Raw genomic sequence first — 22,741 nt, forward strand, 5'->3', positions numbered from 1 at the left:
AAACAGCTTGATGTAATAGATCGACAAAATTGCAGGGAATCAGCAGCCTACCGTTTACTTTTAAAAACAATGGCGCTTCTTTCATATTCAACATCTTTGATGTTCAACCTGAAATTAATGACCCTGGCAGCGGCAAACAAATAATCTGACAGCCTGTTTAAATAGCGGAGCGGCACATCGCGAATTTCCGCTTTTTTCATCAGTGCCACCGTCAGACGCTCCGCACGGCGCGCAACGGTTCTGGCAGCGTGCATATATGCCGCGGCCTTGGAGCCGCCCGGAAGAATGAACTTTTCAAGCTCAGGCGCTTCCTCACTGTATATATCAATTCGCTCTTCCAAAAATGCAACGGCTTCTTCCTTCAGCTTGGCATTCCCTTTTGGAGAGATGTAAGCCAAATCGCTGCCACAGTCAAACAGCTCATGCTGAATCTTGAAAAGCTCGCTTTTGACATCACTGAAACGTTCGCCGTCTTCAAGTTCGGCAAGCACAATGCCGATGAAACTGTTCAGTTCATCGATCGTTCCATAGCATTCGACACGGGCATCATCTTTATCAACGCGGCCGCCGATGACATGTGTCTTCCCTTTATCACCTGTTTTCGTGTACAGCTTCACTGTTCGCTCCCCTTTCTCATCGCTTCTTTTATGCAATCATAAACGCTTTGGCTGATCAAAGAGCCAAGGGGCTCCGTTTTTAAAGCGCCGTCAAATTCGGCGCCGCTTCCGTCCGCGGCAATCAGAACACTGTCTGTGTGATGTACTGTCGGAAGCGGCCCGCCGGCTGTCTGCTCTTCTGCGAGCGCGGCGGCCTTTGCTTCAGAAACGGTTACTAAAGCCTGGACCAATGCCTTTTCCGACAGCTTTCCGTTCACCATCACCCAAACGGTAATGCCTCCTTCGCCCGGACATGCCATTACCGCGGTAAAAAGAGAAACAGCTCCTATAGAAAGTGACCGAAAAACCGCCTGTTCAGGTTCTACCGCCGTCAATGCGGCACAGGCTGAAGAAGGGTTGATTCCTTTTGCAGCGAGAAAATCGCACAGGTGACCAGGCTGCTCCTCTTTGGATACATAACGGCTGATCAATGTCCTTTTCCAGCCGATACCGGCTCCGATCTGAGAAGAGGCCAGTACTTTAAGCGGCCGCTCTGTCTCCAAGAAGAGGCCCTCAGAACGCGCTTCAATAAGTGCTGCAAATGGAACTGCTTCATCTGTTTTTTCGGCTCTTTCGGGCTCAATCATGATCTGCGGCCTTGAGCGTTCCCGATGAAATAAATGCTTGACCGTTGTCTCATAGACTTCATTCACCTTTTGCTCTTGAATCACTTCATCCGTCGTGTGCAGCGCTTCAATCCCGCCGTTTTTCATCATTAGAAGCCTGTCGCAGTATAAGCTTGCAATGTTTAAGTCGTGAAATACGGAAACAACTGCAAGACCCTTCTCAATCGACAGAGACTTGATCAGATCGAGGAGCTGCTTTTGATAGGATAAATCTAAAAAATTAGTCGGTTCATCCAGAAGCAGAATATCAGGCTCTTGGGCCAAGGCCTGAGCCAAGTAAACGCGCTGCTGCTCTCCCCCGCTCAGTTCATGAATCGCGTGATCGGCAAACTGAATGACACCCGTCTCCTCCATCACTTTTCTTGCAATCTCTTCGTCGCGCTCGGCAGATTGTCTGAATATGCCTTTTTGATATGGGTAGCGGCCAAATAAAACCGTTTCTTTGACGGAAAAGCTAAAAGCCTGATCCGTTTTTTGAGGAAGCGTAGCCGCCAGTCTGGCCAAAGCTTTAGGTGAATACGACTCCAGCCGTTTTCCGGCTAAATGTATCGAACCCTCCGCCTGTTTCAGCGTTCCGTTGATCAAACGCAAAAGCGTCGTTTTCCCGCTTCCATTCGGACCGATGATCCCGAAAAATTCTCCTTTTGCAACTGAAAAATTGATGTGTTTCACGATATCCTTCCGGCCGTATCCACCTGAAAGATTACGAACGTCCAACATTGTGAATTCCTCCACGCTGCCGGCGAATCAAAATAAATCCGAATACCGGCGCTCCTATTAAGGCTGTTATGATCCCGATCGGCAGTTCAGACGGCTCGATAATCGTACGTGCCGTCAAATCGGCAAGCACAAGAAATCCGGCGCCGTTGAGGATGGAAAGCGGCAGCAAATGTCTGTGATCTGTTCCCCATATCAGGCGGATGATGTGGGGAACAACAAGGCCGACAAATCCGATCGTGCCCGATACAGCAACGGCTGCCCCGGTTAAAACAGATCCGGAGATGAGTACGGCGATCTTTCTCGATTCCACATTGACGCCGAGCAGCTTGGCTTTTGCCTCTCCATATGTCATCACATTTAATTCTCTTGCATTCAGCAATAAACCGACAATTCCGCATAGAAAAAACGGCAAAAACAGAAAAATATAGCTCCAGCCTCTCATCGACACGCTGCCAAGCAGCCAATGAACGATCGGTTTTAAATCATCGCCCGTCAGTGCAATCATTAAAGAAATAAGCGCACCCAAAAAAGAACTGAAGATAATCCCGGTTAAAATCAATGCAGACAGCGTCAGTGACGGGTGAACGAGCCTGGCAAACAGCAAAACCATAAAAATCACGGCAACAGCTGCGGCGACACTCAGAAACGGAAGTGTGAAACTTCCGATAACCGGGAGCTGAATTCCGAAAAACAGAGTAACGACGGCTCCCACGGCCGCTCCCGATGAAATGCCCAGCGTATATGGATCTGCGAGCGGGTTTTTCAAAAGCCCCTGAAATCCGGCGCCCGCCGCAGCCAGCGCCGCACCGACGAGCGCAGCCAAAATCACCCTCGGAAGCCTGATTTTCATAATGATGTTCGCTTCTGTCGGATCAGGCTCTATCCCTTGAATACCGAACAATTCATGCAAAAAAACCTTGATAATAGAAGGAATGGGAATCTCCAAAGATCCGATAGAGATTCCCATAAGAATAGATGCCGACAAAAATATCAAACTGGCGAGATATGCCGCAAAGCGGTTATTTCTTAAAAACGTCAGGGTAAATGTTTTCCGCAAGCTCTTCGACCCCTTTGATCAGCCGCGGTCCCGGACGGGTCACAAGGTCAGGATCCACGTCGTATACTTCGTTATTTTGAATTGCTTTTACATTGCTCCAGCCGCTACGTTTTTTGATCTCGTCGACAGATGTGGCGCCGTTTGTTGTCACGATCACATCAGGATTCAGCTTGACGATCGATTCCTCTGTCATCTTGGCCCAGCCTTCCTGTTCTGAAGCAGCGTTTTTCGCATGGATCGCTTCCAGCATTTCATTCATGAAGGTGCCTTTTCCGGTCGTATAAATGTCAGGGGCGGGAGAAACTTCGACAAATACCTTTTTTTGCTCGCTTTCAGAAATCCTTTCAGCTTTTTCTTTAATAGCGGCAAGATCTGATTTCATGCTCTTCACAAGGTCTCCGGCCTCCTGCTTCGCACCGGTCGCCTCTCCAATCATATTGATCGACTGGTACGTTTCCTCAAAGGACGTCGCATCATTGACCGTTACCACCGGAATCCCGGCATCGCGCAGCTGTTTCAGCCCTTCTTCAGCACTCTGCATCGATGAAGCATGGGCCAGTACCAGATCGGGATTTAGTGAGATAATTTTTTCCGTATTAAATTCCATGCCGCCAATTTTTTCAACATCCTTCACTTCTTTTGGATATGTATCAAAATCCGTCACACCGACGACTTTTTTGCCCAGGCCGAGGGCATATGTAATCTCGGTATTGCTCGGCATCAAAGAGACAATTTTCTGCGGTTCTTTTTCAATCTTGATTTCTTTTCCTGAAGCATCCTTTACTTCAGCCGGAAACGCTTCAGCTGTTTTTTCCTGTTTTTGCTGCTGTGCCGGCGCTTCCGCTGATCCGCAGCCGGCCAGGACACCAGCGGCCAAAAGCAGTGAAAGCAACAAACCTGCAAACTTCTTCATCTTGCTTCCTCCTCGGGATAAAATAAAAAACATCTCTACTCAGTAAAGATGCAGCAAACAATGAACGGACAAAAAATGTGCACATCGCTTACACCGCATCTGTCCTCGCAGACTAGGCGCGTCATCATCCAGGCAGGCATTCTGGCTCTTGATCATCGCTTTCAGGCGCTTGTTTAGCATCCGGTTCGCTCCCAATGACAGCGGCGGGACCGCGCCGGGTTTTCACCGGCTTCCCCTTTTAAGCTGCTTCCAGGAAGCAGCACCTTTCTGACTCATTCGTATCCTAATTTCTGAATTATTATACTATAATCGGATCAGGCTTGTATACGAGATTTGAAAAAGGGTGTTTTCAAACGAATTCGCAATAGCAATTACGATATATCGCATAGCCGATACCGAAAAATTTCACTTCTCAAATCAGGCTTTCAGCAAATTCAATCAAGCGCTGGATCGTTGACGGGACGCTTGAGCCCCGTCGAAAAAGTCACAGACTTCGATCCCGCCGAAGCGATCGGCGTCAGCCGCACCCCTGTCAGGGAAGCACTCCTGCTTTTGGAATCTCAAGGCTTTGTTGAAACAAAAATTACGATCATGCGCTGACGATCTATCCGCCGTTCGCTCAGCTCCAGGTCTTGGCCGCAACGCTCTTGACGCGTGAAGATTTATCCAGAGCTGAACTCAATTGCAGCCGAATATGAAGATGTACTCAAAGCTGGAAGGAAGCATGATGCGGCAGGGCTTGACGAACAGTTTCACAATCTGATTACAGAAACATCCAAAAATCCGTACATCCTTCAGTTTTCAGCCGTTCTTCTTTTTCAATCTTTCCGCCAGTCCAAAATGGCAATATGGGAAATGGCTGCCGCATTCGAAAAAACGATCCGCTAAAGGCGGCTGAAGTCATGAAAAAAATGGGCTCCGTCCGATGGAAGATATTCATAAAGCATTAAAAGAAAGAGAACAATAGGCTTGCCAACCTTTCTGAAGCACGATTTTCGACCACACCGTCCGGCTGCGCTATACTGGTATTGGACGCTTTTTCATCATACACTTTTAACAAGGATTGATTTTAGATGGATTTGAAACTGCAAAACAAACTCGTTTTAGTTACAGGTTCTACGGCAGGGATAGGAAAAGCGACGGCCGAAGCCTTTCTTGCCGAAGGTGCAGAGGTGATCGTAAACGGACGGACGGAAGAGAAAGTCCAGTCCGTTGTTGAGGAGCTTTCCCGATATGGGATTGTTCACGGAATCGCCGCTGATTTATCTGACCCAAAAGAAAGCCGGACATTCGCAGAAAAAGCCGAACAAATCGGGGAGCTTGATGTTCTCGTCAACAACATGGGGTTTTTCGAAGTGAAGGAATTTGCGGATGTCACAGACGAAGAGTGGCTCAAATATTTTGAGGTGAACGTCTTAAGCGCCGTCCGCCTTTGCCGCGCCTTTTTGCCAAACATGCTGAAGCGGAACGAAGGAAGGATTCTTAATTTGGCGAGTGAAGCCGGCATCAAGCCGCTACCACAGATGATTCCTTATTCCATGACGAAAACCGCTTTGATCAGTTTATCAAGAGGTTTGGCGGAAATGACAAAAGGGACAAATGTGACCGTCAATTCGGTTCTTCCGGGGCCTACCTGGACCGAAGGCGTCGCCAATTATATGGAAGGGGCAGCCGCTGCGGAGGAAACCGATTTAGACACATTTGTCAAAGATTATTTCAAAGTGAATGAGCCGACTTCTTTAATTCAGCGCTATGCTAAACCGGAAGAAGTGGCCAGCACAATCGTCTATCTCGCCTCTGAGAAAGCTGCGGCCATCAATGGCTCGGCTCAAAGGGTGGAAGGCGGGATTATCCGCTCTATCTAACAAAAATCCTCTGCTTATCGGCAGAGGATTTCTGTTTATTGTTCAGATGAATCATAGCGCTTCCCGTTAATATAAAGATTTAAAAAAACAGGATCTTTCACATTCTTCAATTCCATCGGAATCTCGACGCCGTCAATCTTAGAATCGGTCACCTTCAGCCCGGTAACCGGTGAATGGTCATATGCCAAAACCCGAATTCCGTATTGTCCGCCGGTGCTTTTCAGCTGATCCACTTCAATGTCGCGGACGACCGGTTTAAAGTTTCCGGCATCTCCTTCTTCATATTCCATATCAATGGCAATCACTTCCCGTTTCAGGCTTTTTACAACGTTTTTGTGAAAATAAATGTTTTTGAGAATGCCTCCGCGCACTGAATTCGTTTTAATGCGGAGAGCCCTGTCCAGATTCGGACTGTCCATGAGATTGCCTTCGGCAAATATGTTTTTTACACCGCCCGAAATTTCGCTGCCGATCGTTACGCCTCCGTGGCCGTCTTTCATTTCATTATTCTCAATGATGATGTTTTCCGCCGGTATGTTGATCCTCCGGCCATCGGCATTTCTTCCTGATTTGACGGCAATACAATCGTCGCCATTATCAAAATGGCAATGCTTAATCACCACATTTTTGCACGATTCGGGATTGACTCCATCGGTGTTGGGCCCATGTCCGACCACCTTGACGCCGTCTACGGTCACATTCTCGCAAAGCACGGGATGAACCTGCCACATCGGCGAATTCAGCACGGTAACATCCTTGATCAAAATATTTTGGCAGCGGTACGGCTGAATAAAGTTCGGCCGTAAATAATGGCCTTTTCCAAACCGCCGCTCTTCAACCGGCACATTCCGCTCCGCCATCTCAAAGAGGGCATCGCGGTCTTTTTCCTGTGAAGGCTGGCCGTTTGTTCCCCGCTTCCACGGCCACCAATGCTCTTCATCCCCTTGGCCGTCCAGCGTTCCTTTGCCTGTCAGCGCAATATTTTCGGCTTCGTAAGCATAGATGAGCGGTGAATAATTATAAAGTTCAACTCCTTCAAATCTCGTGAGAACAACGGGAAGGTAATCGTTCGGATTCTGGCTGAACTTGATGGCGGCTCCCTGTTCGATATGCAGTTCTACATTGCTTTTCAGCCTGAGCGCTCCGGAACGAAACACGCCTTTTGGCAAAATCGCTGTTCCGCCGCCTGCTTGATAAGCTTCATCGATCGCCTGCTGAATTGACGCCGTTGAATCCGCCTTACCGCTGGCATCCGCTCCGAACTCAGTGACATCAAAATGGCGGTTTGGAAAAACGGGAACGGTGATCTGCCTTAAAATCTCTTCTTTTTTTCTATTCAGAGTCAAGTCTGCCTCCCTCCTTACAATGTGACGCCTGTTTTAAAGATTGCCAGTTCTCTGAAATCGTTTTTTTCATTATTCAGCTGTTTGCCGCTTGCCACTTCAAGCAGAAAATCGATCAGTTCCTTCAGAATGCCCTCTTCAGAAAGGTCTTCGAGCACCCTCCCTGCATTAAAGTCGATCCAATGGCGCTTCGTTTCATACATGTTTGTATTTGTCGACATTTTCATCGTCGGCACAAACGTGCCAAAAGGCGTGCCCCTGCCTGTCGTAAACAGGACGATTTGACATCCTGCGGCAGCCAGCGCAGATGAAGCGACAAGGTCATTGCCCGGCGCACTCAGCAAGTTCAGCCCTTTCTTTTTCAAAATCTCACCGTAGTCAAGCACATCCGTTACCTTTGAAGTGCCGGCTTTTTGCGTGCAGCCGAGCGACTTATCCTCCAATGTGGTAATCCCCCCCTCTTTATTTCCGGGAGACGGATTTTCATAAACCGGCTGACGGTGGTCGATAAAATACTGTTTAAACTCATTGATCAAACGGACAATTTTATGAAATACTTCTTCGTTTTCAGCCCGCTCCATAAGCAGCGTTTCCGCTCCAAACATTTCAGGCACTTCCGTCAAAACCGCCGTTCCGCCTTGGGCGATCAGAAAGTCGGACAGCCTGCCGAGCAGCGGATTCGCTGTGATACCCGAAAAACCGTCAGAACCGCCGCATTTCAATCCGATCTTTAATTCTGAAAGCGGTGCATCCTCTCGTTTGTCAAACTGTGCATGTTCGTAAATTTCTTTTAACAGTTTGACACCCTCGGTGACCTCGTCTGAGACCTCTTGGGAAAGAAGAAATTTCACTCGGTCATGATCATAATCCCCGAGTGCTTCCCGGAATTCGTGAATGCTGTTGTTTTCACAGCCGAGGCCCAGCACAAGCACGCCGCCGGCATTTGGGTGTTTGACGGCATTCGCTAAAATCGTTCTCGTATTGATATGATCATCACCAAGCTGTGAGCAGCCGTACTGATGCTTTAATACGTGAACACCTTCAAATGGAGCGATGTCGCCGATCTCAGCCTTAAATTCTTTAATGATTAACTCTGCGACGCCATTTACACAGCCGACCGTCGGTACGATCCATAGCTCGTTTCTGATTCCTGTTTTGCCGTCCTTTCGTTTAAAGCCTTTAAACGTGAGCGGCTCTTTTTCATATGGATTTTCTGTAAATCTCGGTTTGTAGCTGTATTCTTCAACACCGCCCAAATTCGTTTTCACATTGTTCGTGTGCACCCATTCTCCCTTTTGAATGGCTTCCGTAGCGTGCCCGATCGGAAAACCGTATTTGACGATATTTTCATGTTTGGCGATGTCCTTTAATGCAAACTTATGGCCTTTCATGATCGTCCCCTTGATGAGAATTGTCTGTTCTCCCGCGGCGATCGTTTCGCCTGTCTTTACATCTCTTAACGCGATTCCGACGTTATCTGCAGGATTGATGATCAAGCAGTCTTTCATTATATATCCCCCAGCTCAGCCATTTGGCTTTTCATCATGTTTTTCAGCGCTTCTTTCATACCGGCTTGTTTGATGCTCCCTAAATATTCTGCCACTCTATCTGTTAAGCCGGGCCATTCATTTAGATTCTGCCCCCATAGTTTTTCAGATTGAAGGACACGGCGTGCGATTTTTGCGACATCTGCTTCATCCGCCCAAAGCCCTTGCAGGAATGCCAATGTCTCCGCATCGTCAGACAGCGGAATGTCTTCATCACCGCGTTTGCCTTGATAAAAATAAATTAAAGCGCTTAAAGCAAATACGGTTCTTGCAGGAAGCTTGCCGGTTTGTTTGACGGACTCCGTTAAAACGGGCAAGTTTCTAATTTTAAATTTCGCAAACGAATTCAGGGAAATATCAATTAATTGATGACGGATAAACGGATTTTTAAGCCGGTCCAGAATTTCCTTCATATAAGAACGCAGCTGAGCCGCAGGCAAATCAATCGTCGGGATCACCTCATGTTCGATCAGCTCTTGAATGAATGCTCCGACAAGCTCGTCTTCAGCCGCCTCACGAACTGTATCAAGTCCCGCCAAATAAGCAATAGGCGTCATTGCGGTATGAGCGCCGTTTAATATCCTGACCTTTCGCACCCTGTACGGCGCAACATCATGGACAAATTCAACATTCAGACCGGCTTGTTGAAATGGCAGCTCATCCTGAAGCCAATCCGGTCCGTCAATGACAAACAAATGGTACGGCTCGGCTGTCACGATCAGGGAATCGCGGTACCCCGCAGCCTTCTCAAGCTGATGGGCATTCTTTTTCGGAAAGCCCGGCACAATCCTGTCTACAAGCGTATTGCAAAACACATTTGCCCGTTCAAGCCAATCCATGAACCCTTTCTCCAGCTCCCACAGTTCTGCATATCGCAACACAATCTCTTTCAGTTTTTTGCCGTTGTCCTCAAGCAGTTCACACGGAAGAATCACGAGACCCTTTTCCTCACTTCCGTCAAACGTGCGGTACCTTCTGTATAAAAGAGCGGTCAGTTTTCCTGGAAAACTCTTCTGCGGACGGTCATGAAGCCGGTCCTCTTGCAGAAAAACGATGCCTGCTTCAGTCGTATTTGAAAAGACGAACCGCAAATCCGGAAGATCGGCAACAGCCATAAATTCATCATAATGCTCATAGCTGCTGACCCCCCTGCTGATCGATGTAATGACAACGGATTCACGAATTTCTCGTCCTTCCTGACGGCCTTCCAGATAAAGCGTATAAAGCCCATCCTGTTCATTCATAGCCTGCACTGAACCGCGGCGCGGAGGAACGACGACGACGCTGCCGTTAAAATCTGTTTCTTCATTCAATCTATGAATCTGCCAGTCAATAAATCCCCTCATAAAATTTCCTTCCCCGATTTGCAAAATCCGTTCGGGATATGTCGGCTTACACCTTATACGTTTGGACAATCTCTCCAACTAAGTCCCCTCCTTCTTGATTGCACACGTTAACATTTTGCGGCGCATCAATGAAGATGCTACAATTTCCTGACGGAATTCCGAACGATCAGCTCTGTGCTGATCAGCGTTTGCCTGCATTCAGCAAGCGGATTTTCGATCAGGGACAACAAGCTCTCTGCTCCAAGCACGCTGATTTTTTCAGTCGGTTTTTTAATGGTTGTCAAAGACGGTGTTGTATAGGCCGAGAAACCAATATCATCAAAACCGATAATCGACATATCGTCAGGACAGCGCTTTCCATTTGCATAAAGGGCGTTCATCGCTCCAATCGCCATATCATCATTGGCACAAAACAAAGCTGTCGGAGGATTTTTCAGCCGCAGCAATGCTTCAACTGCACTGTATCCGCTTTTCATCGTATAGTCGCCGCGGATGAGATATTCGCTCTGAACGGGAAGGCCGTGGGCGCGAAGCGCATGGAGAAAACCCGCTTTTCTTTCCTGGGAAGACTTGAAACCTTCTTTTCCTTGAACCATCGCCATCCGATTATGGCCGTTTTCGATGAAATGTGAAGCTGCAAGGTAAGCCCCTTCATTTTCATTGGCCAATATATTAATGACAGACTGCCCCTGAATTTTTCTGTTCAGTACGACAACCGGGATGCCTTGCTTGAGCACATGATCAAGAAATGCCTGATCCCGTTCGCTTTGACTGATTAAAATGATGCCGTCATAACGGTTGCGGTGAATGGAGGACAAATCATGGTAGTCGTCGATCCCCCTGACAAACATATTATAGTTTTCATCGATCACTTTGGTGACACCGCGCAGAACATCTGCAAAAAAGCTCGAAGACGTTCCGTCTGTCAGACTTGTCAAAAACAAGCCGATCGTAAACGACTTTTGCGCGACAAGGCTTTTCGCATTGAAATTCGGTTTATAATTCATTTCGGCTGCGATATCGAGTATTTTCCGCTTCGTTTTTTCTTTAATCAGCGGACTGTTATTCAGCGCTCTGGATACTGTGGTGTGTGATACATTCGCCAGCCTGGCAATATCTTTAATCGTTACTGACATTGTTTTTAACCCGCCTTTTCCTGCTGTTGATACCATCAGTTTACCATAACATGAGCGCTTTTTAGAAAGTGATATTCGGCTATGTTCTCGACTCGATCTCAGCAACCATTTCGGCATGCTTCTGATCTGTCAGGCGGTACAGATAGCCGAGGACGAGCATGGCCGTTGCCAATGCCGCTGCAGGATATAACAGCAGAATCGCTTTAATACCGATCAGCGTCCCCGCTTTTTGGGCGACGTTCGGAACATAGCCGATGATGCCGAGCCCGATCCCCGACAGGAAGCCTGAAAGCGACTGAGCGAGTTTTCTTGAAAAATTGAACAGCGAATATACGGTTCCTTCCTTTCGCTCCCCTGTTCTCCATTCGCCATAATCGATCGCATCTGATACAAATGCCCATGTGATTCCGTTCGGAATGCTGATGCCGATGAATGCGATGCTGGCGAGAATCGTAAATACAAAGACATTGCTCGGCACGAAAAAGTTGATCAGATCCGCACAAACGGAAATCCCAAGGCCGAAGATCGCGGTTTGCTTCTTCCCGAAAAGTTTAACTAGCTTTGGCAGCATGATGACACCGATAAAGGAAGAACCGATGATTATAAAGTTCATATAGGCCATCAGCTCGGCATTGCCAAGGTTATATTGCGCAAAATAAATCAGCATCGCAGATTTGATGTTGTAGGCGGAAATCGTAAAAATCGTCATGAGAATGAGCGTCAACAGCGGTTTATTCGTAAAAAACGTTTTGGAAATCGCCTTGAAAGTCACTTTTTCCTGCTTGTACTTTTCATCTTTGACAATAATCCGTTCGTTGCAATTTCGGTAGCAGATGTAGAAGAACAGCACGCCCAGCAAGGACATCAGACCCATGACAACCGGATATGCGACCGCAGGGTTGTCAAACCTGACAATCATCGGGATGACGACAATACTCGTTACAAAGAGGGCGCCGAGTGATCCGGCCTGACGAAAAGAAGCGAGCGATGTCCGTTCCACCGAATTTTGTGTCATGGCAGCACCGAGTGATCCGTAAGGGATGTTGACAAAGGAATAGCCGAGTCCCCAAAGCATGTATGATGCATAAGCATAAATCAATTTGCCTGCCGGTGAAAGGTTTGGCGAAATAAATGTCAGCACTGTCAAAATGGCGAGCACAAAGCTTCCGTATAATAAATACGGCCTGAATTTCCCTTTTGGCCCGATATTCTTCCGGTAATCGATCGATGTTCCCACGATTGGGTCTACGACAGCTGCGAAAAGCTTGCTCACGAGAAAAATGCCTCCTGCCGCCGCTGCCGGAATGCCGGCTACATCCGTAAAAAATTTCAATAGATACAGCTGTCCGAGGTCAAACATGAATCCGTTCCCAAAATCTCCGAAACCATAAGAAACCTTTTCTTTTAAACTTAATTTCTCTGGCGTGGCGACAGCTGTTTCAGTCTGTTTGTTCGTCTGGATTTCCATGGGAAAGCAGCTCCTCTGCTATCATTTTTCTGATTTAACGTTCAAACGGTCTTTCACCTCAAATTGAAAATAATGTTTTGCATTTTCATAGCAGATCCCTTTGACAATCTTCCCAAGCAGCTCGAGATCATCCGGCGCTTCGCCTTTTTCAACCCAGCTGCCGATGACATCACAGAGCAGGCGTCTGAAATATTCGTGTCTTGTATAAGACAGAAAGCTTCGAGAATCGGTAAGCATTCCGATAAAACGGCTCAAAAGCCCAATGTTTGCAAGTGATTTCATTTGTTCGAGCATCCCGTCCTTCGTATCATTAAACCACCAGGCCGTCCCATGCTGCATTTTTCCCGGTATCCGTCCATCCTGAAAGCTTCCGCATAAGCTCGAAATCACGACATTGTCCCGGGGATTTAAGGAATAGAGAATCGTTTTCGGCAGGGCATCTTTTTGGTCAAGAGAATCAAGAAAGCGGCATAGAGGCTTTGCGATATCCTGATCATTGATGGCGTCATAGCCTGTATCAGGCCCGAGCATTTCGTGCATTTTGCTGCTGTTGTTTCTCAGGGCGTTAATATGCAGCTGCATCGCCCAGCCCTTTTCTGCGTAGCAGGTTCCTAAAAAATGCAGTGTAAGTGACTTAAATTTGGCCTCTTCTTCAAACGAAACCCGGCCGCCGTTCATCGCTTTCGCAAAGATCGGCCGCACTTCTTTTTCATCTGCTCCCAAATAAGTCATTTGATTGATCGCATGGTCCGAAATCCGGCCGCCCGCTTCATGGAAAAAATCAATTCTATTTTTAAGCGCTTTCAAAAAACCGTCATAATCGTCAATTTGCAGGGTGCTCGCTGCTTCAAGTTTTTTCACCCAGCCGGCAAACCCTTCCTGATTGATTTCCAGCGCCTTGTCCGGCCTGAAACCCGGTAAAACGCTTACATTGAATTCTTCATCTTTCAGCTTTAAATGATACTCAAGGCTGTCTGTCGGGTCGTCCGTCGTTACGACTGTTTCAACATTTGATTTTTCGATCAAGTCTCTTGCGCCGAAGCCTTCTCCGCTCAACGCTTCATTGACCTGTTTCCAAATCTCAGGGGCGCTCTTTTCATCAAGCAGTTCATAGATGCCGAAAAATCTCCGCAGCTCTAAATGTGTCCAATGATAAAGCGGATTTCCAATCGTCATCGGAACGGTTTTAGCCCAAGCTTTAAACTTATCTTCGTCAGGTGCATCTCCCGTAATGTATGCTTCGGCTATTCCGTTCGCCCGCATCGCCCTCCACTTGTAATGATCACCGTACAGCCACACTTCGGTGATATTTTTGAAGGTTTTGTTTTCGTAGATTTCTTTCGGACTTAAGTGGCAGTGGTAGTCGATAATCGGCATCCCTTTTGCGTACTGATGGTACAAAGCTTGCGCCGTATCATTCGTTAAAAGAAAGTCGTCATTCAGAAACGTTTTCACTGCTTTTCACCTTCCTTTGATTATTTATGTTAACGTGAACATAATGATCCGCAGAAAAATGTGAACGTTAACATTTCACTCTTATTTTATATCACCCGGCTTAATTTTTCCATTATTTTCTCAAGAAAAAACTGCCGGCATCAGCCGGCAGCTCCTAAGGCTTTTTCTTAAATTCCATCGTAATTTCCGTCCCCCAGCCTGTCCGGCTGTCGACTTGGATGCATCCGTCATGGAGGTGGACAAGCTCAAGGGAAATAGCGAGGCCGAGGCCGCTTCCTTCTGTTGCATCTTTTGTATGCGTTCCCCTGTAGTAGCGGTTGAATAAATTTGAGACGGTTTCAGAGTCCATTCCTTTGCCATTGTCTTGTATCTTAAGATTGATGTATTGTTTTGATTCTTCGAGAATCACTTTAATGGCGGTGCCTTTTTTATTATGTTTGACTGCATTGGCGAGAAGGTTTTCCAAAATTCTTCTGAACCAGCTCCGGTCAATCTCAAACATTGTCTCTTCATGTTGATACTCAAATAACACGTGGTAACCTTCTGAAAACGAATGGCGCTTGAATTCTTCAACAAAGCTGTTTAAAAACGGCACAAGCCTGACCGGCTCCCGTTTCATCGGCAAAGCGTCGTTTTTTAATCTGTATGTTAAATTCAAATCTTCAATCAGCTGTGACATATAATCTGATTTTTCTTTCATTGCCTGGCCGATTTCGAAAATTTCTTCTTTTGACCATTCGTAATTTGGGGACTCGAGCATCATGCTGTAGCCGTAGATCGTGCTGAGCGGTGTTTTTAAATCATGGGACAGCCCGGCAATCCATTCCTCTCTCGTCGTTTGAATCTTTTTCCGGTTTTGCTCATCTTTCTGCAGCGTTTCTGCCAGCTGCTCCATCGATTCAAAAACTTCGGTAAACAACCGGTAAGGCTGTTTCCTTTTTCCCTTTTTATTTCTGCTTCTCGGACGGCCCTTCCGGTTTTGCGGTTCTTCAAAGCGGCCTCTTGAAAGATTAGTAATCCATTTAATCGTATGGATGATCGGCATGCCGAACCTGAAAGAATACCAAAGGGTCATCGTTGTCATCAAAAGAAGCAGAATGCCGATCACAAGGAGAATAAGTTTTAACGCAAGACCGATCATCGATCGGTTGAACTCGTGATCCGGATTAAAAATCGGATTCGGTGTTGCGGCGATCAGCCATTCCGTCGCGCTTAAGCGTCTGTATGAAAATTCATGCTCATAGTTCCACGGCTTTGATCCATATTTTAAAAGCTCCAATTCATTGATTCCCTGGCTGTAATCAATATCTTGGTAGAGCGATTTTAAAAGCTTGCCTTTTTCACTAAACAGATAGACGGACCCCTGGTTTTTCTTAATGAATTCAAGCGTGCTTTTTTTATAGGAGGAAAGGTCTGCTAAATCTTTTTCTTCTTTCTCCAAAAAAGACAGGATCGTGTCGCTTTTCGACTCCCATCCGAAGAGAATGACGTAGTCTTTATCATTAAAATTGGCAGACCAAAAGTTCACCTTATATTTTTTGATTCTTTTTTTATCAAAGACTGACACCAGGTCTTCCCTATAATACTGCCTTTGGATTTCCGGCGGAAGACGATAGGAATAAACGGTCTCCTCTTTCCCGTTTAATATCTGCAGCCAGCCCCCCTGCTTATCAACGGCCGATTTTAAGATGTCTTCAATGTGCCAATTGTTATTTTCATCGACAGTAACCCAGGTTTCAAAAGTGTCTGAAGTAGCTTTCGCCAAACCGGTGTCAGCTTCGCTCTCACTTAACCGGAGAGCGAAAAAGATCAAGGATAAAAACAAAGTCGCGACGACAAGAGCTAAAATCAGGAAAATCTGGCTGACGAAATGGACAACTAATTTTCCCCTAAGCTTCATCCTTCATCCCTTTTCTTGCAGGGCTTGGCATGAACTTGTACCCCAGGCCGCGAATCGTGACGATATATTCGGGGTTGCTCGGGTCTTCTTCGATTTTCTCTCTCAATTTTCGGATATGGACCATCACCGTATTGCTGTCGCCGTAAGATGGCACACCCCATACCTTCTCATAAATTTGATCCTTTGAAAGCACCCTGTTCGGATGATCGCAAAAGTATTGCAGAAGCTGAAGAAGCTGCGCCGAACAGCTGACGGCTTCGCCATCAACGATTAGCTCTGCGAAATCGGGATGAAATGTAAAGCGTTCATACTCGTAAGCTGAAGCTGCCGAACTAGCGGCGACCTCTTTATGTATATACGTTCTTTTTAAATGAGCTTTAATTCTAGCTATTAACTCCAGCGGATTAAAAGGTTTTGTAATATAATCATCGGCACCATAGGCAAACCCGGACAGCTTGTCTAGATCAGATGTTTTCGCCGTCAGAAAAAAGATCGGGGCATTTGTGTGCCGCTTGATTTCGGGTGAAACGTCAAATCCGGTCTGTCCCGGCATCATGACATCAAGCAGAATTAAATGTACGGTTTCTTTTTTGACGATTTCAAGGGCTTCTTCGGCGCTGTTCGCTGTCAACACTTCATTAAACCCTTCTTTCGTCAGGACACGCTTCACCATTTGAACGATGGCATCTTCATCATCCACAATCAAAATTGCTGCATTTTCCACTATCCTTCTTTCCTTTCTCTCTATACCATGTTTTCTTATATCCCATCTTACCATCTATCCTGTCTATATCGGCGGCCGTTTTCATATTTTAAAGTAAAAATAAACTTTTTTAGAAATCATTTAATCGACTGTATAAAAAATGGAACAAAAAACAGACACCTTATCGATGTCTGTCAGCCGGTTGCCAGCCTCGAGCCCTCTTCTTTTTTCAAAAGGTCATAAGTCAGACATACCGGTTTGCCTGTGCGCGGATCTGATACGATCTCCGCGTCAATTTGAAAAACCTTTTTCAATACTTCAGATGTCATCACGTCATGCGGCGCTCCCTCTTTAATAATCGCGCCTTTGTTCAATGCCACCATATGATGTGCAAAACGGGCTGCATGGTTCAGATCGTGGATGACCATCAAAATCGTTCTGCCTTCTTCTTTATTCAGTTTCTCCAAAAGTGTAAGAATTTCAAGCTGATGCGCCAAATCTAAATAAGTTGTCGGTTCATCAAGCAAAAGCAGCTCGGTCTCCTGAGCAAGAGCCATCGCAATCCAGACGCGCTGGCGCTGTCCTCCGGAAAGAGCTTCAATCGGCCGTTCATAAAACGGCTGCATTCCCGTGACCTGAAGCGACCATTCGATGATGCGGCGGTCATCGGCCGTCAGTCTGCCCATGCCTTTTTGGTGCGGAAAGCGGCCGTATGATACAAGTTCATAGACGGTAAGCCCTCCGGGTGCTTCAGGCGTTTGCGGAAGGATGGCCATTTGTTTTGCGATCTCTTTCGTTGACATTTGATGGATCACCTGGCCATTCAAATAAACGGCGCCCGTTTTCGAACGCTGTAATCTCGCCATCGTCTTTAAGATCGTTGATTTGCCGCAGCCGTTCGGACCGATCATGGTCGTCACTTTTCCTTTTGGTATATTGAGATTTAAGTTTTCGACAATCGTCTGTTCGCCGTAGGCAATCCCCAGCTTGTTTGTAGAAAGAGACACCTTGCAATCTTCCCTTCTTTAATTTGTTTTCATCAGCAAATAGATAAAATACGGCGCTCCCAAAGCGGAAATGACAAGCCCTACGGGAATCTCCGAAGGCGCCAGAACCACCCTGCTGAGCAAATCAGCCAGCAGAAAAAGCAATGCACCGGTCAGAGCCGAAGCAGGTATCAACAGCTGATGCTTCGGTCCGACAAGTCTTCTCGCGATATGCGGGGCAACCAGACCGAGAAAGGTGATGTTGCCCCCTGCTGCCACACAGGCGCCGCTTAGGGCTGCTGCTGCCAACAACAGTATGCGCCGCTCTTTTTCAACAGCTGTTCCAAGGCCTTGAGCAATCTGATCGCCGAGGTTCAGTACATTTAAATAGCGCGCTTTATAGAGGATAAAAGGAATAAGCACGACAATCCACGGCAGGGTCGCTGAAACAGAGCTCCAATTTGAGCTCCAAATGCTTCCTGACAGCCAAACAGCCGCCTGCATAAAATCATTCGGGTCCATTTTCAGCTGCAGCATCAAGATGGCTGCGGCAAATGCCGCATTGACCCCGATTCCGACCAGCACGAGGCGGATGGGATCGAGCCCTTTTTTCCACGCCAGCAAATAAATCAGAATAACCGCAAAACCGGCCCCAAAAAATGCAAAAATCGGCAAGGAAAAAATCGTGCTTGTTTGCAGACCGTCGATTGAACCTTGGAAAAAGAAGATGAACAGCACAACGGCAAAGCCCGCACCGGCATTGATTCCCAGTATCCCCGGGTCCGCCAGGTCGTTTTGAGATACACCCTGCCAGACGGCGCCTGCTATAGCGACCCCTGCGCCGATCAGCATGGCAAGCACCATGCGGGGCAGACGGAATTCAAAAAGCACCAGCTTATCTTGCGGTGTTCCAAAGCCGAATAATGTTTTCAACGCATCAAGCGGAGCGATTCGTATTTCTCCCGTATTCATGCTGAGCAAGAATACCGCGATCGTCAGCACAGCCATGATCAGCATGACCATTGCTGCCCGGCTGCTTTTTTTCTTAATCGCCTCCATTAGAGCCCCCTCCTTTCCCGGCGGGCCAAATAGAGGAAGAATGGCACACCGACGAGCGCTGTAACCGCGCCGACAGGTGTTTCAAATGGAGGGTTGATCATCCGTGCCGCTATATCTGCATAGATGAGGAGCACGGCTCCCAACACAGCTGAACAAGGTATAATCCAGCGATAATCCACTCCGACTAAAAAGCGGGTGATATGGGGAATGATCAGACCGATGAAACCTATGGCTCCAGCTGCAGATACAGCTGCACCAGTCAGCAAAACAACGGAAATGATTCCGATCGTTTTGACTGTTTTTGTATATTGGCCAAGCCCTTTTGCCAATTCTTCCCCCAGGCTTAACACCGTAATCGAACGGGCGATGAAAAAGACAAGCGTCATGCCGAGCGCTGCTGCCGGAAGCAAAAGCTGGATGCTCAGCCATTTCATACCCGCAATACCGCCGGCATACCAAAAGCTCATATCGCGCGCCACATCGAAGTGGATCGCAATGCTTGAGGAGATTGCGCTTAAGAAAGTTCCCACAGCCGTTCCCGCCAAAGCCAGCTTCACCGGAGAAAGGCCTCCTCTTGAAAACATCCCGACCGCAAAAACGATCGCGGCTCCAAAGCCTGCGCCGGCAAATGACCATATCATCAGACCGATCGATGAGATCCCTGGAAAAAAGGCAAAAGCGATGGCGATAGCAAAGGTTGACCCTTGTGTTACACTCATAATTTCCGGAGATGCAAGCGGGTTTCTCGTCATGCCCTGCATAATCGCGCCGGAGACGGCCAGACAGGCGCCGACGAGAGCCGCGCTGACCGTTCTTGGCAGCCTCAGCTCCTGTATAATTTGATGGGTCGTCATTTTCTCATTAAAATGAAAAAGCGCGTCCCAAACAGTGCCGAGTTTGATATCTGCCGCACCAAGCGCAATCGACAATGCCGCGCCAAAAAGCAAAAGCATCATCCCGGCCGCAAGGACAAAAACCGCTCCAAGGGGACGGCTAACCGGACGCTGTCCATTGTCCTGCTCATCCCCGCTATTGATATGACGTATGTTTCTGTATGACCCCAATCGATGACATTCCTTTCATTCGATTCACAATCGATAACGATTATCATTTTCATTCTATAGTATAACAGCCTTAAGCAAAATTTTTAATAAAAAATTTCGCTGAAATAAAAAAAGCAGCCGGTCTTCCACTGAAGATCCGGCTGGCCAGAAGCTTATGAAGCCTGATTTTGGCTGAACTTTTTATAGACGAACGGATAGATCGCAAGACCGATAAAAAACAGCCCGATTCCTAAAATAAAAGTGGTCCAGTCGGAAGTACCCGAGACAATCACCCATAAAGAATACGCAAGGGCGGCCAATGCGATGATACCGTCTCCTGTTCGCGATCCTTTCAGCTCATCATATGTGTCGCCTTTGAGGATCAGCTTCAAGCTGAAAATAGCAGCCACGAGATAAGGAACAAGGTAAGCAAGCGTCGCCGACGTTGTTAAAAACGTGAAGGCTTGACTGATCGTTCCCGAAATCGTTGAGAAGATAAAAATCTGTGACATCAGATTGGTGACGAGCAGAGAATTGACCGGGCTTCCTTTTTTGTTCGTTTTCGCAAAGAACGCGGGAAAATCGCCGGCCTTTGCTGCCTGATATGGAACCTCGGAACCGATCAAAATCCAGCCGAGCATAGAGCCGAACAAGGAAATGATCGCCAAAACCGCCATCACCACGCTGCCAAAGCCTCCGATAATCGCATGCAGCACATCAACGAACGGTTTATCTGAAGCCTGCAGCTGATCATGCGGGATGATCCCCATCGTAATTAAAGTAATGATCATATAAATGCTGAGGGCAATCAACAGCCCGGTAATCGTCGCACGTTTGACATCCCTCTGAGAGGATGCGCGCCCTGACAGGATAACGGCCGACTCGATGCCGACAAACGCCCACAGGGTTGAAATCGCTGCATTGTGAACCTGTCCGCCGAGTCCTAGGCTTTTGCCTTCTGATTCAATGGGAAAATAAAATGATTCAAATAAAGACACCTGAAAAACGAATAATCCAGCAACAATAAACAGGACGAATCCAAGCACTTTAGAAAAGGTTGTCAAAAAGTTAAGCTTTCCGGCTCCGTTTATACTAGAGACAAGGATGAAATGCGTGCCCCACAATAAAATCGTACAAACGATAAACGTCAAAAGCTGTCCAAGTGAAACGGAATGGCCGCCAAGTTCAAACAGCTCACGTCCGTCAGTTAAAATCGGCAGGAAAGTTGTCAAATAGCCGGCAAGGCTCGTGATGATGGCCACATTGCTGATCCAGCTTGCCACCCAGTAGCCCCACACCATTGTAAAGCCCGCAGCATTTCCTTTTTTACGATCTGAGAATAAGGCTCTTGCATAGCTTTGCGGCCCAGCTTTAAGATCTGGACGGCGAATCGATAAATGTCCGAATACAAGGGCGATCATTAACACGCCCGCACCCGTCACAAGCCATGCCGCCGTTACGCCGAACGGGCTCGCCGTCTGGGCGAGTGTGCTTGGGAGCATAAAAATTCCCGAGCCGACCATATTGCCGACAACAAATGCCGTAAGAAGCCAGAAGCCCCATTTTTTTGTCTGTTCCATAAGATTTAACCTCCGAGCATTTTATAAAAAATATGCCGGACCAGACCGTGAGATCATTTAAAATAAAAAAAGCATGAACAAAAGTCCATGCTAAATTAACATACACTCTTGATCCCCGGATAGCCCTCCGCGGGAAAACCCGCGGCAGTCCTGCACTTATTCAATGCAGGCCCAGCATAAAGAATGAATGGCTTCCTTATGCTTCGGCGCTGATGCCTTTTACACATGATCATAGACCCCATCGGCCTCACACGTGTGACTCATCATCCGCGCAACCTCTACCTCACTAGAGTTAAGAGTGAGGATTTATCACATATTCACTCCCGAAGGTTACCAGAGAAATATTGATCTGTCAAAGGGAAGTGATGGAAATCCGGATCAGCATGCTTTTGTGAATAGAAAAGGCCGCCTTTAGCGGCAGCCTTGGCGGATAGAATCAATTTCCATCCATCTATAGACGATTATCGGTTCGGTTATTTTTCTTTTTGTTGACCGCCTCTTGCAGAGGATCTCCTTTTAACGCTGCACCTGCGTCTTGAAGCGCCCCTTGAATGGCACTTTGGTCTTTGGCTTTGCTTTTTCCTCTGTCTTTATTGAAGAGAAAACCCAAATGAATCACCTCTTTAATCATGTGATACAATGTTAATTTGGCTTTTCATTTAAAAATTATTCAAGATATCAATAAAAAGCTTTTTATACCGGCATCTTTTTAGATTATTCTGCTGAAAAAATTCAAAAAAGACGGCCTAAAGTTGTCAGAATCAGTCTTGATGGCCATTAGATCTCTTGATATAGTTTTCTTTAGGAATTTGTTATAGGTCTTAAAGGAGAAGCGATATGACAGGAAAAACACACATCATGGGGGGAGTCGCTTCTTGTACGGCTGTCGCTTATTTTTATGGATATGATCCAATATTGATGACGGCTTCGGGTACTCTTGGAGCATTGATACCGGATATTTGCCATACGAAAAGCAAAATAGGCAGGAGGCTTCCGATTTTATCAACACTGATCAGCTCCATTTTTGGACATCGGACATTTACACACAGCCTGCTCTTTTTGCTGCTTACCGCATTTGCAGCGCACTTATATTTAACTGATCAGAGCATACTTGTCGGACTGATGGCGGGAATGGCCAGCCATTTGCTCCTTGATGCAGGTACGACAAACGGTATCAAGCTTTTCTTTCCGTCCTCCATCAAGTTCCGCCTTCCGCTTTATATCAAGACGGGCGGGAAGGCCGAACAGGCTGTCTTGGCAGCCCTCACCATTCTTTCGTGTTATTTTATAGCCGGTTTAATGGCTTGAATTTCACGGTATAATTGATTTGCCAGCCGA

21 protein-coding genes and 2 riboswitches are annotated in these 22,741 nt (G+C 46.9%); of the genes, 4 read left to right on the forward strand and 17 right to left on the reverse strand.

From position 1 onward, the window contains the following. Nucleotides 1–47: 47 nt before the first annotated feature. From BTA30_RS08275 to BTA30_RS08290, 4 genes are read right to left on the reverse strand one after another with little or no spacing between them, the layout of a single operon-like run. The gene (locus tag BTA30_RS08275) at nucleotides 48–617 is read right to left on the reverse strand and encodes a cob(I)yrinic acid a,c-diamide adenosyltransferase (protein WP_076760767.1); all 570 of its coding nucleotides are present in this window, start codon (nucleotides 615–617) and stop codon (nucleotides 48–50) included. After that, entirely contained in the window at nucleotides 614–2,002 is a 1,389-nt protein-coding gene (locus BTA30_RS08280; RefSeq protein WP_076760768.1) for an ABC transporter ATP-binding protein, read from the reverse strand. Before BTA30_RS08280 ends, BTA30_RS08275 begins: the two co-directional genes overlap by 4 nt. Then, nucleotides 1,986–3,059 carry a FecCD family ABC transporter permease gene (locus tag BTA30_RS08285; protein ID WP_076760769.1) on the reverse strand — a complete coding sequence of 358 codons (1,074 nt, stop codon included), beginning with the start codon at nucleotides 3,057–3,059 and terminating at the stop codon, nucleotides 1,986–1,988. Before BTA30_RS08285 ends, BTA30_RS08280 begins: the two co-directional genes overlap by 17 nt. Then, the gene (locus BTA30_RS08290) at nucleotides 3,022–3,972 is read right to left on the reverse strand and encodes an ABC transporter substrate-binding protein (protein ID WP_076760770.1); all 951 of its coding nucleotides are present in this window, start codon (nucleotides 3,970–3,972) and stop codon (nucleotides 3,022–3,024) included. Before BTA30_RS08290 ends, BTA30_RS08285 begins: the two co-directional genes overlap by 38 nt. 114 nt (nucleotides 3,973–4,086) lie before the next feature. Continuing rightward, nucleotides 4,087–4,254, reverse strand: a riboswitch (cobalamin riboswitch). Nucleotides 4,255–4,425: 171 nt separating this feature from the next. Between BTA30_RS08290 and BTA30_RS23775 the strand changes: the two genes are divergently transcribed. The 3 genes from BTA30_RS23775 to BTA30_RS08300 all read left to right on the forward strand — a co-directional run bounded on the left by BTA30_RS23775 (nucleotide 4,426) and on the right by BTA30_RS08300 (nucleotide 5,837). Continuing rightward, on the forward strand, nucleotides 4,426–4,572 hold the full coding sequence (locus tag BTA30_RS23775) for a GntR family transcriptional regulator (protein WP_239693646.1): 147 nt from the start codon (nucleotides 4,426–4,428) through the stop codon (nucleotides 4,570–4,572). Nucleotides 4,573–4,626: 54 nt separating this feature from the next. Beyond that, a complete protein-coding gene (locus BTA30_RS23780) occupies nucleotides 4,627–4,860 on the forward strand; it encodes an FCD domain-containing protein (RefSeq protein ID WP_239693647.1) in 234 nt (77 codons plus the stop codon). Between the two features lie 185 nt (nucleotides 4,861–5,045). After that, a complete protein-coding gene (locus tag BTA30_RS08300; protein WP_076760771.1) occupies nucleotides 5,046–5,837 on the forward strand; it encodes an SDR family NAD(P)-dependent oxidoreductase in 792 nt (263 codons plus the stop codon). Between the two features lie 35 nt (nucleotides 5,838–5,872). Here the strand turns inward: BTA30_RS08300 and BTA30_RS08305 are convergent, their stop codons facing one another. The 13 genes from BTA30_RS08305 to sspJ form a co-directional block, all read right to left on the reverse strand. Then, on the reverse strand, nucleotides 5,873–7,183 hold the full coding sequence (locus BTA30_RS08305; RefSeq protein WP_076760772.1) for a glycoside hydrolase family 28 protein: 1,311 nt from the start codon (nucleotides 7,181–7,183) through the stop codon (nucleotides 5,873–5,875). Between the two features lie 14 nt (nucleotides 7,184–7,197). Further along, complete coding sequence (locus BTA30_RS08310; RefSeq protein WP_076760773.1) at nucleotides 7,198–8,688, reverse strand: UxaA family hydrolase; 1,491 nt, start codon at nucleotides 8,686–8,688, stop codon at nucleotides 7,198–7,200. Then, nucleotides 8,688–10,151 carry a tagaturonate reductase gene (locus BTA30_RS08315; protein WP_076760774.1) on the reverse strand — a complete coding sequence of 488 codons (1,464 nt, stop codon included), beginning with the start codon at nucleotides 10,149–10,151 and terminating at the stop codon, nucleotides 8,688–8,690. The genes BTA30_RS08310 and BTA30_RS08315 overlap by 1 nt, the downstream gene beginning before the upstream one ends. Before the next feature lie 59 nt (nucleotides 10,152–10,210). Continuing rightward, complete coding sequence (locus BTA30_RS08320) at nucleotides 10,211–11,209, reverse strand: LacI family DNA-binding transcriptional regulator (RefSeq protein WP_076760775.1); 999 nt, start codon at nucleotides 11,207–11,209, stop codon at nucleotides 10,211–10,213. A gap of 79 nt (nucleotides 11,210–11,288) precedes the next feature. Continuing rightward, nucleotides 11,289–12,677 carry a glycoside-pentoside-hexuronide (GPH):cation symporter gene (locus tag BTA30_RS08325; protein ID WP_076760776.1) on the reverse strand — a complete coding sequence of 463 codons (1,389 nt, stop codon included), beginning with the start codon at nucleotides 12,675–12,677 and terminating at the stop codon, nucleotides 11,289–11,291. 21 nt (nucleotides 12,678–12,698) lie between these two features. Next, the gene (gene uxaC, locus BTA30_RS08330) at nucleotides 12,699–14,132 is read right to left on the reverse strand and encodes a glucuronate isomerase (RefSeq protein WP_076760777.1); all 1,434 of its coding nucleotides are present in this window, start codon (nucleotides 14,130–14,132) and stop codon (nucleotides 12,699–12,701) included. 154 nt (nucleotides 14,133–14,286) lie between these two features. Continuing rightward, nucleotides 14,287–16,032: a sensor histidine kinase gene (locus BTA30_RS08335; RefSeq protein WP_076760778.1), complete on the reverse strand. Its 1,746-nt coding sequence runs from the start codon at nucleotides 16,030–16,032 to the stop codon at nucleotides 14,287–14,289. Then, entirely contained in the window at nucleotides 16,022–16,756 is a 735-nt protein-coding gene (locus BTA30_RS08340) for a response regulator transcription factor (RefSeq protein WP_076760779.1), read from the reverse strand. Before BTA30_RS08340 ends, BTA30_RS08335 begins: the two co-directional genes overlap by 11 nt. 173 nt (nucleotides 16,757–16,929) lie before the next feature. Further along, complete coding sequence (locus BTA30_RS08345; RefSeq protein ID WP_076760780.1) at nucleotides 16,930–17,742, reverse strand: ABC transporter ATP-binding protein; 813 nt, start codon at nucleotides 17,740–17,742, stop codon at nucleotides 16,930–16,932. Between the two features lie 18 nt (nucleotides 17,743–17,760). Next, a complete protein-coding gene (locus tag BTA30_RS08350) occupies nucleotides 17,761–18,744 on the reverse strand; it encodes a FecCD family ABC transporter permease (RefSeq protein WP_239693649.1) in 984 nt (327 codons plus the stop codon). Nucleotides 18,745–18,779: 35 nt separating this feature from the next. Then, nucleotides 18,780–19,844 carry a FecCD family ABC transporter permease gene (locus BTA30_RS08355; protein ID WP_076760782.1) on the reverse strand — a complete coding sequence of 355 codons (1,065 nt, stop codon included), beginning with the start codon at nucleotides 19,842–19,844 and terminating at the stop codon, nucleotides 18,780–18,782. Between the two features lie 152 nt (nucleotides 19,845–19,996). Continuing rightward, entirely contained in the window at nucleotides 19,997–21,403 is a 1,407-nt protein-coding gene (locus tag BTA30_RS08360) for an amino acid permease (RefSeq protein ID WP_076760783.1), read from the reverse strand. A gap of 112 nt (nucleotides 21,404–21,515) precedes the next feature. After that, a riboswitch (Lysine riboswitch) is annotated at nucleotides 21,516–21,692 on the reverse strand. 162 nt (nucleotides 21,693–21,854) lie between these two features. Continuing rightward, nucleotides 21,855–22,013: a small acid-soluble spore protein SspJ gene (sspJ, locus tag BTA30_RS08365; RefSeq protein ID WP_076760784.1), complete on the reverse strand. Its 159-nt coding sequence runs from the start codon at nucleotides 22,011–22,013 to the stop codon at nucleotides 21,855–21,857. Nucleotides 22,014–22,240: 227 nt separating this feature from the next. Here sspJ and BTA30_RS08370 point away from each other — a divergent pair, with 227 nt between their 5' ends. Then, nucleotides 22,241–22,711: a metal-dependent hydrolase gene (locus BTA30_RS08370; protein ID WP_076760785.1), complete on the forward strand. Its 471-nt coding sequence runs from the start codon at nucleotides 22,241–22,243 to the stop codon at nucleotides 22,709–22,711. Nucleotides 22,712–22,741: the final 30 nt, after the last annotated feature.

Origin of the sequence: Bacillus swezeyi (assembly GCF_001969815.1) — a bacterium.
In the GTDB taxonomy this organism is placed as follows: domain Bacteria; phylum Bacillota; class Bacilli; order Bacillales; family Bacillaceae; genus Bacillus; species Bacillus swezeyi.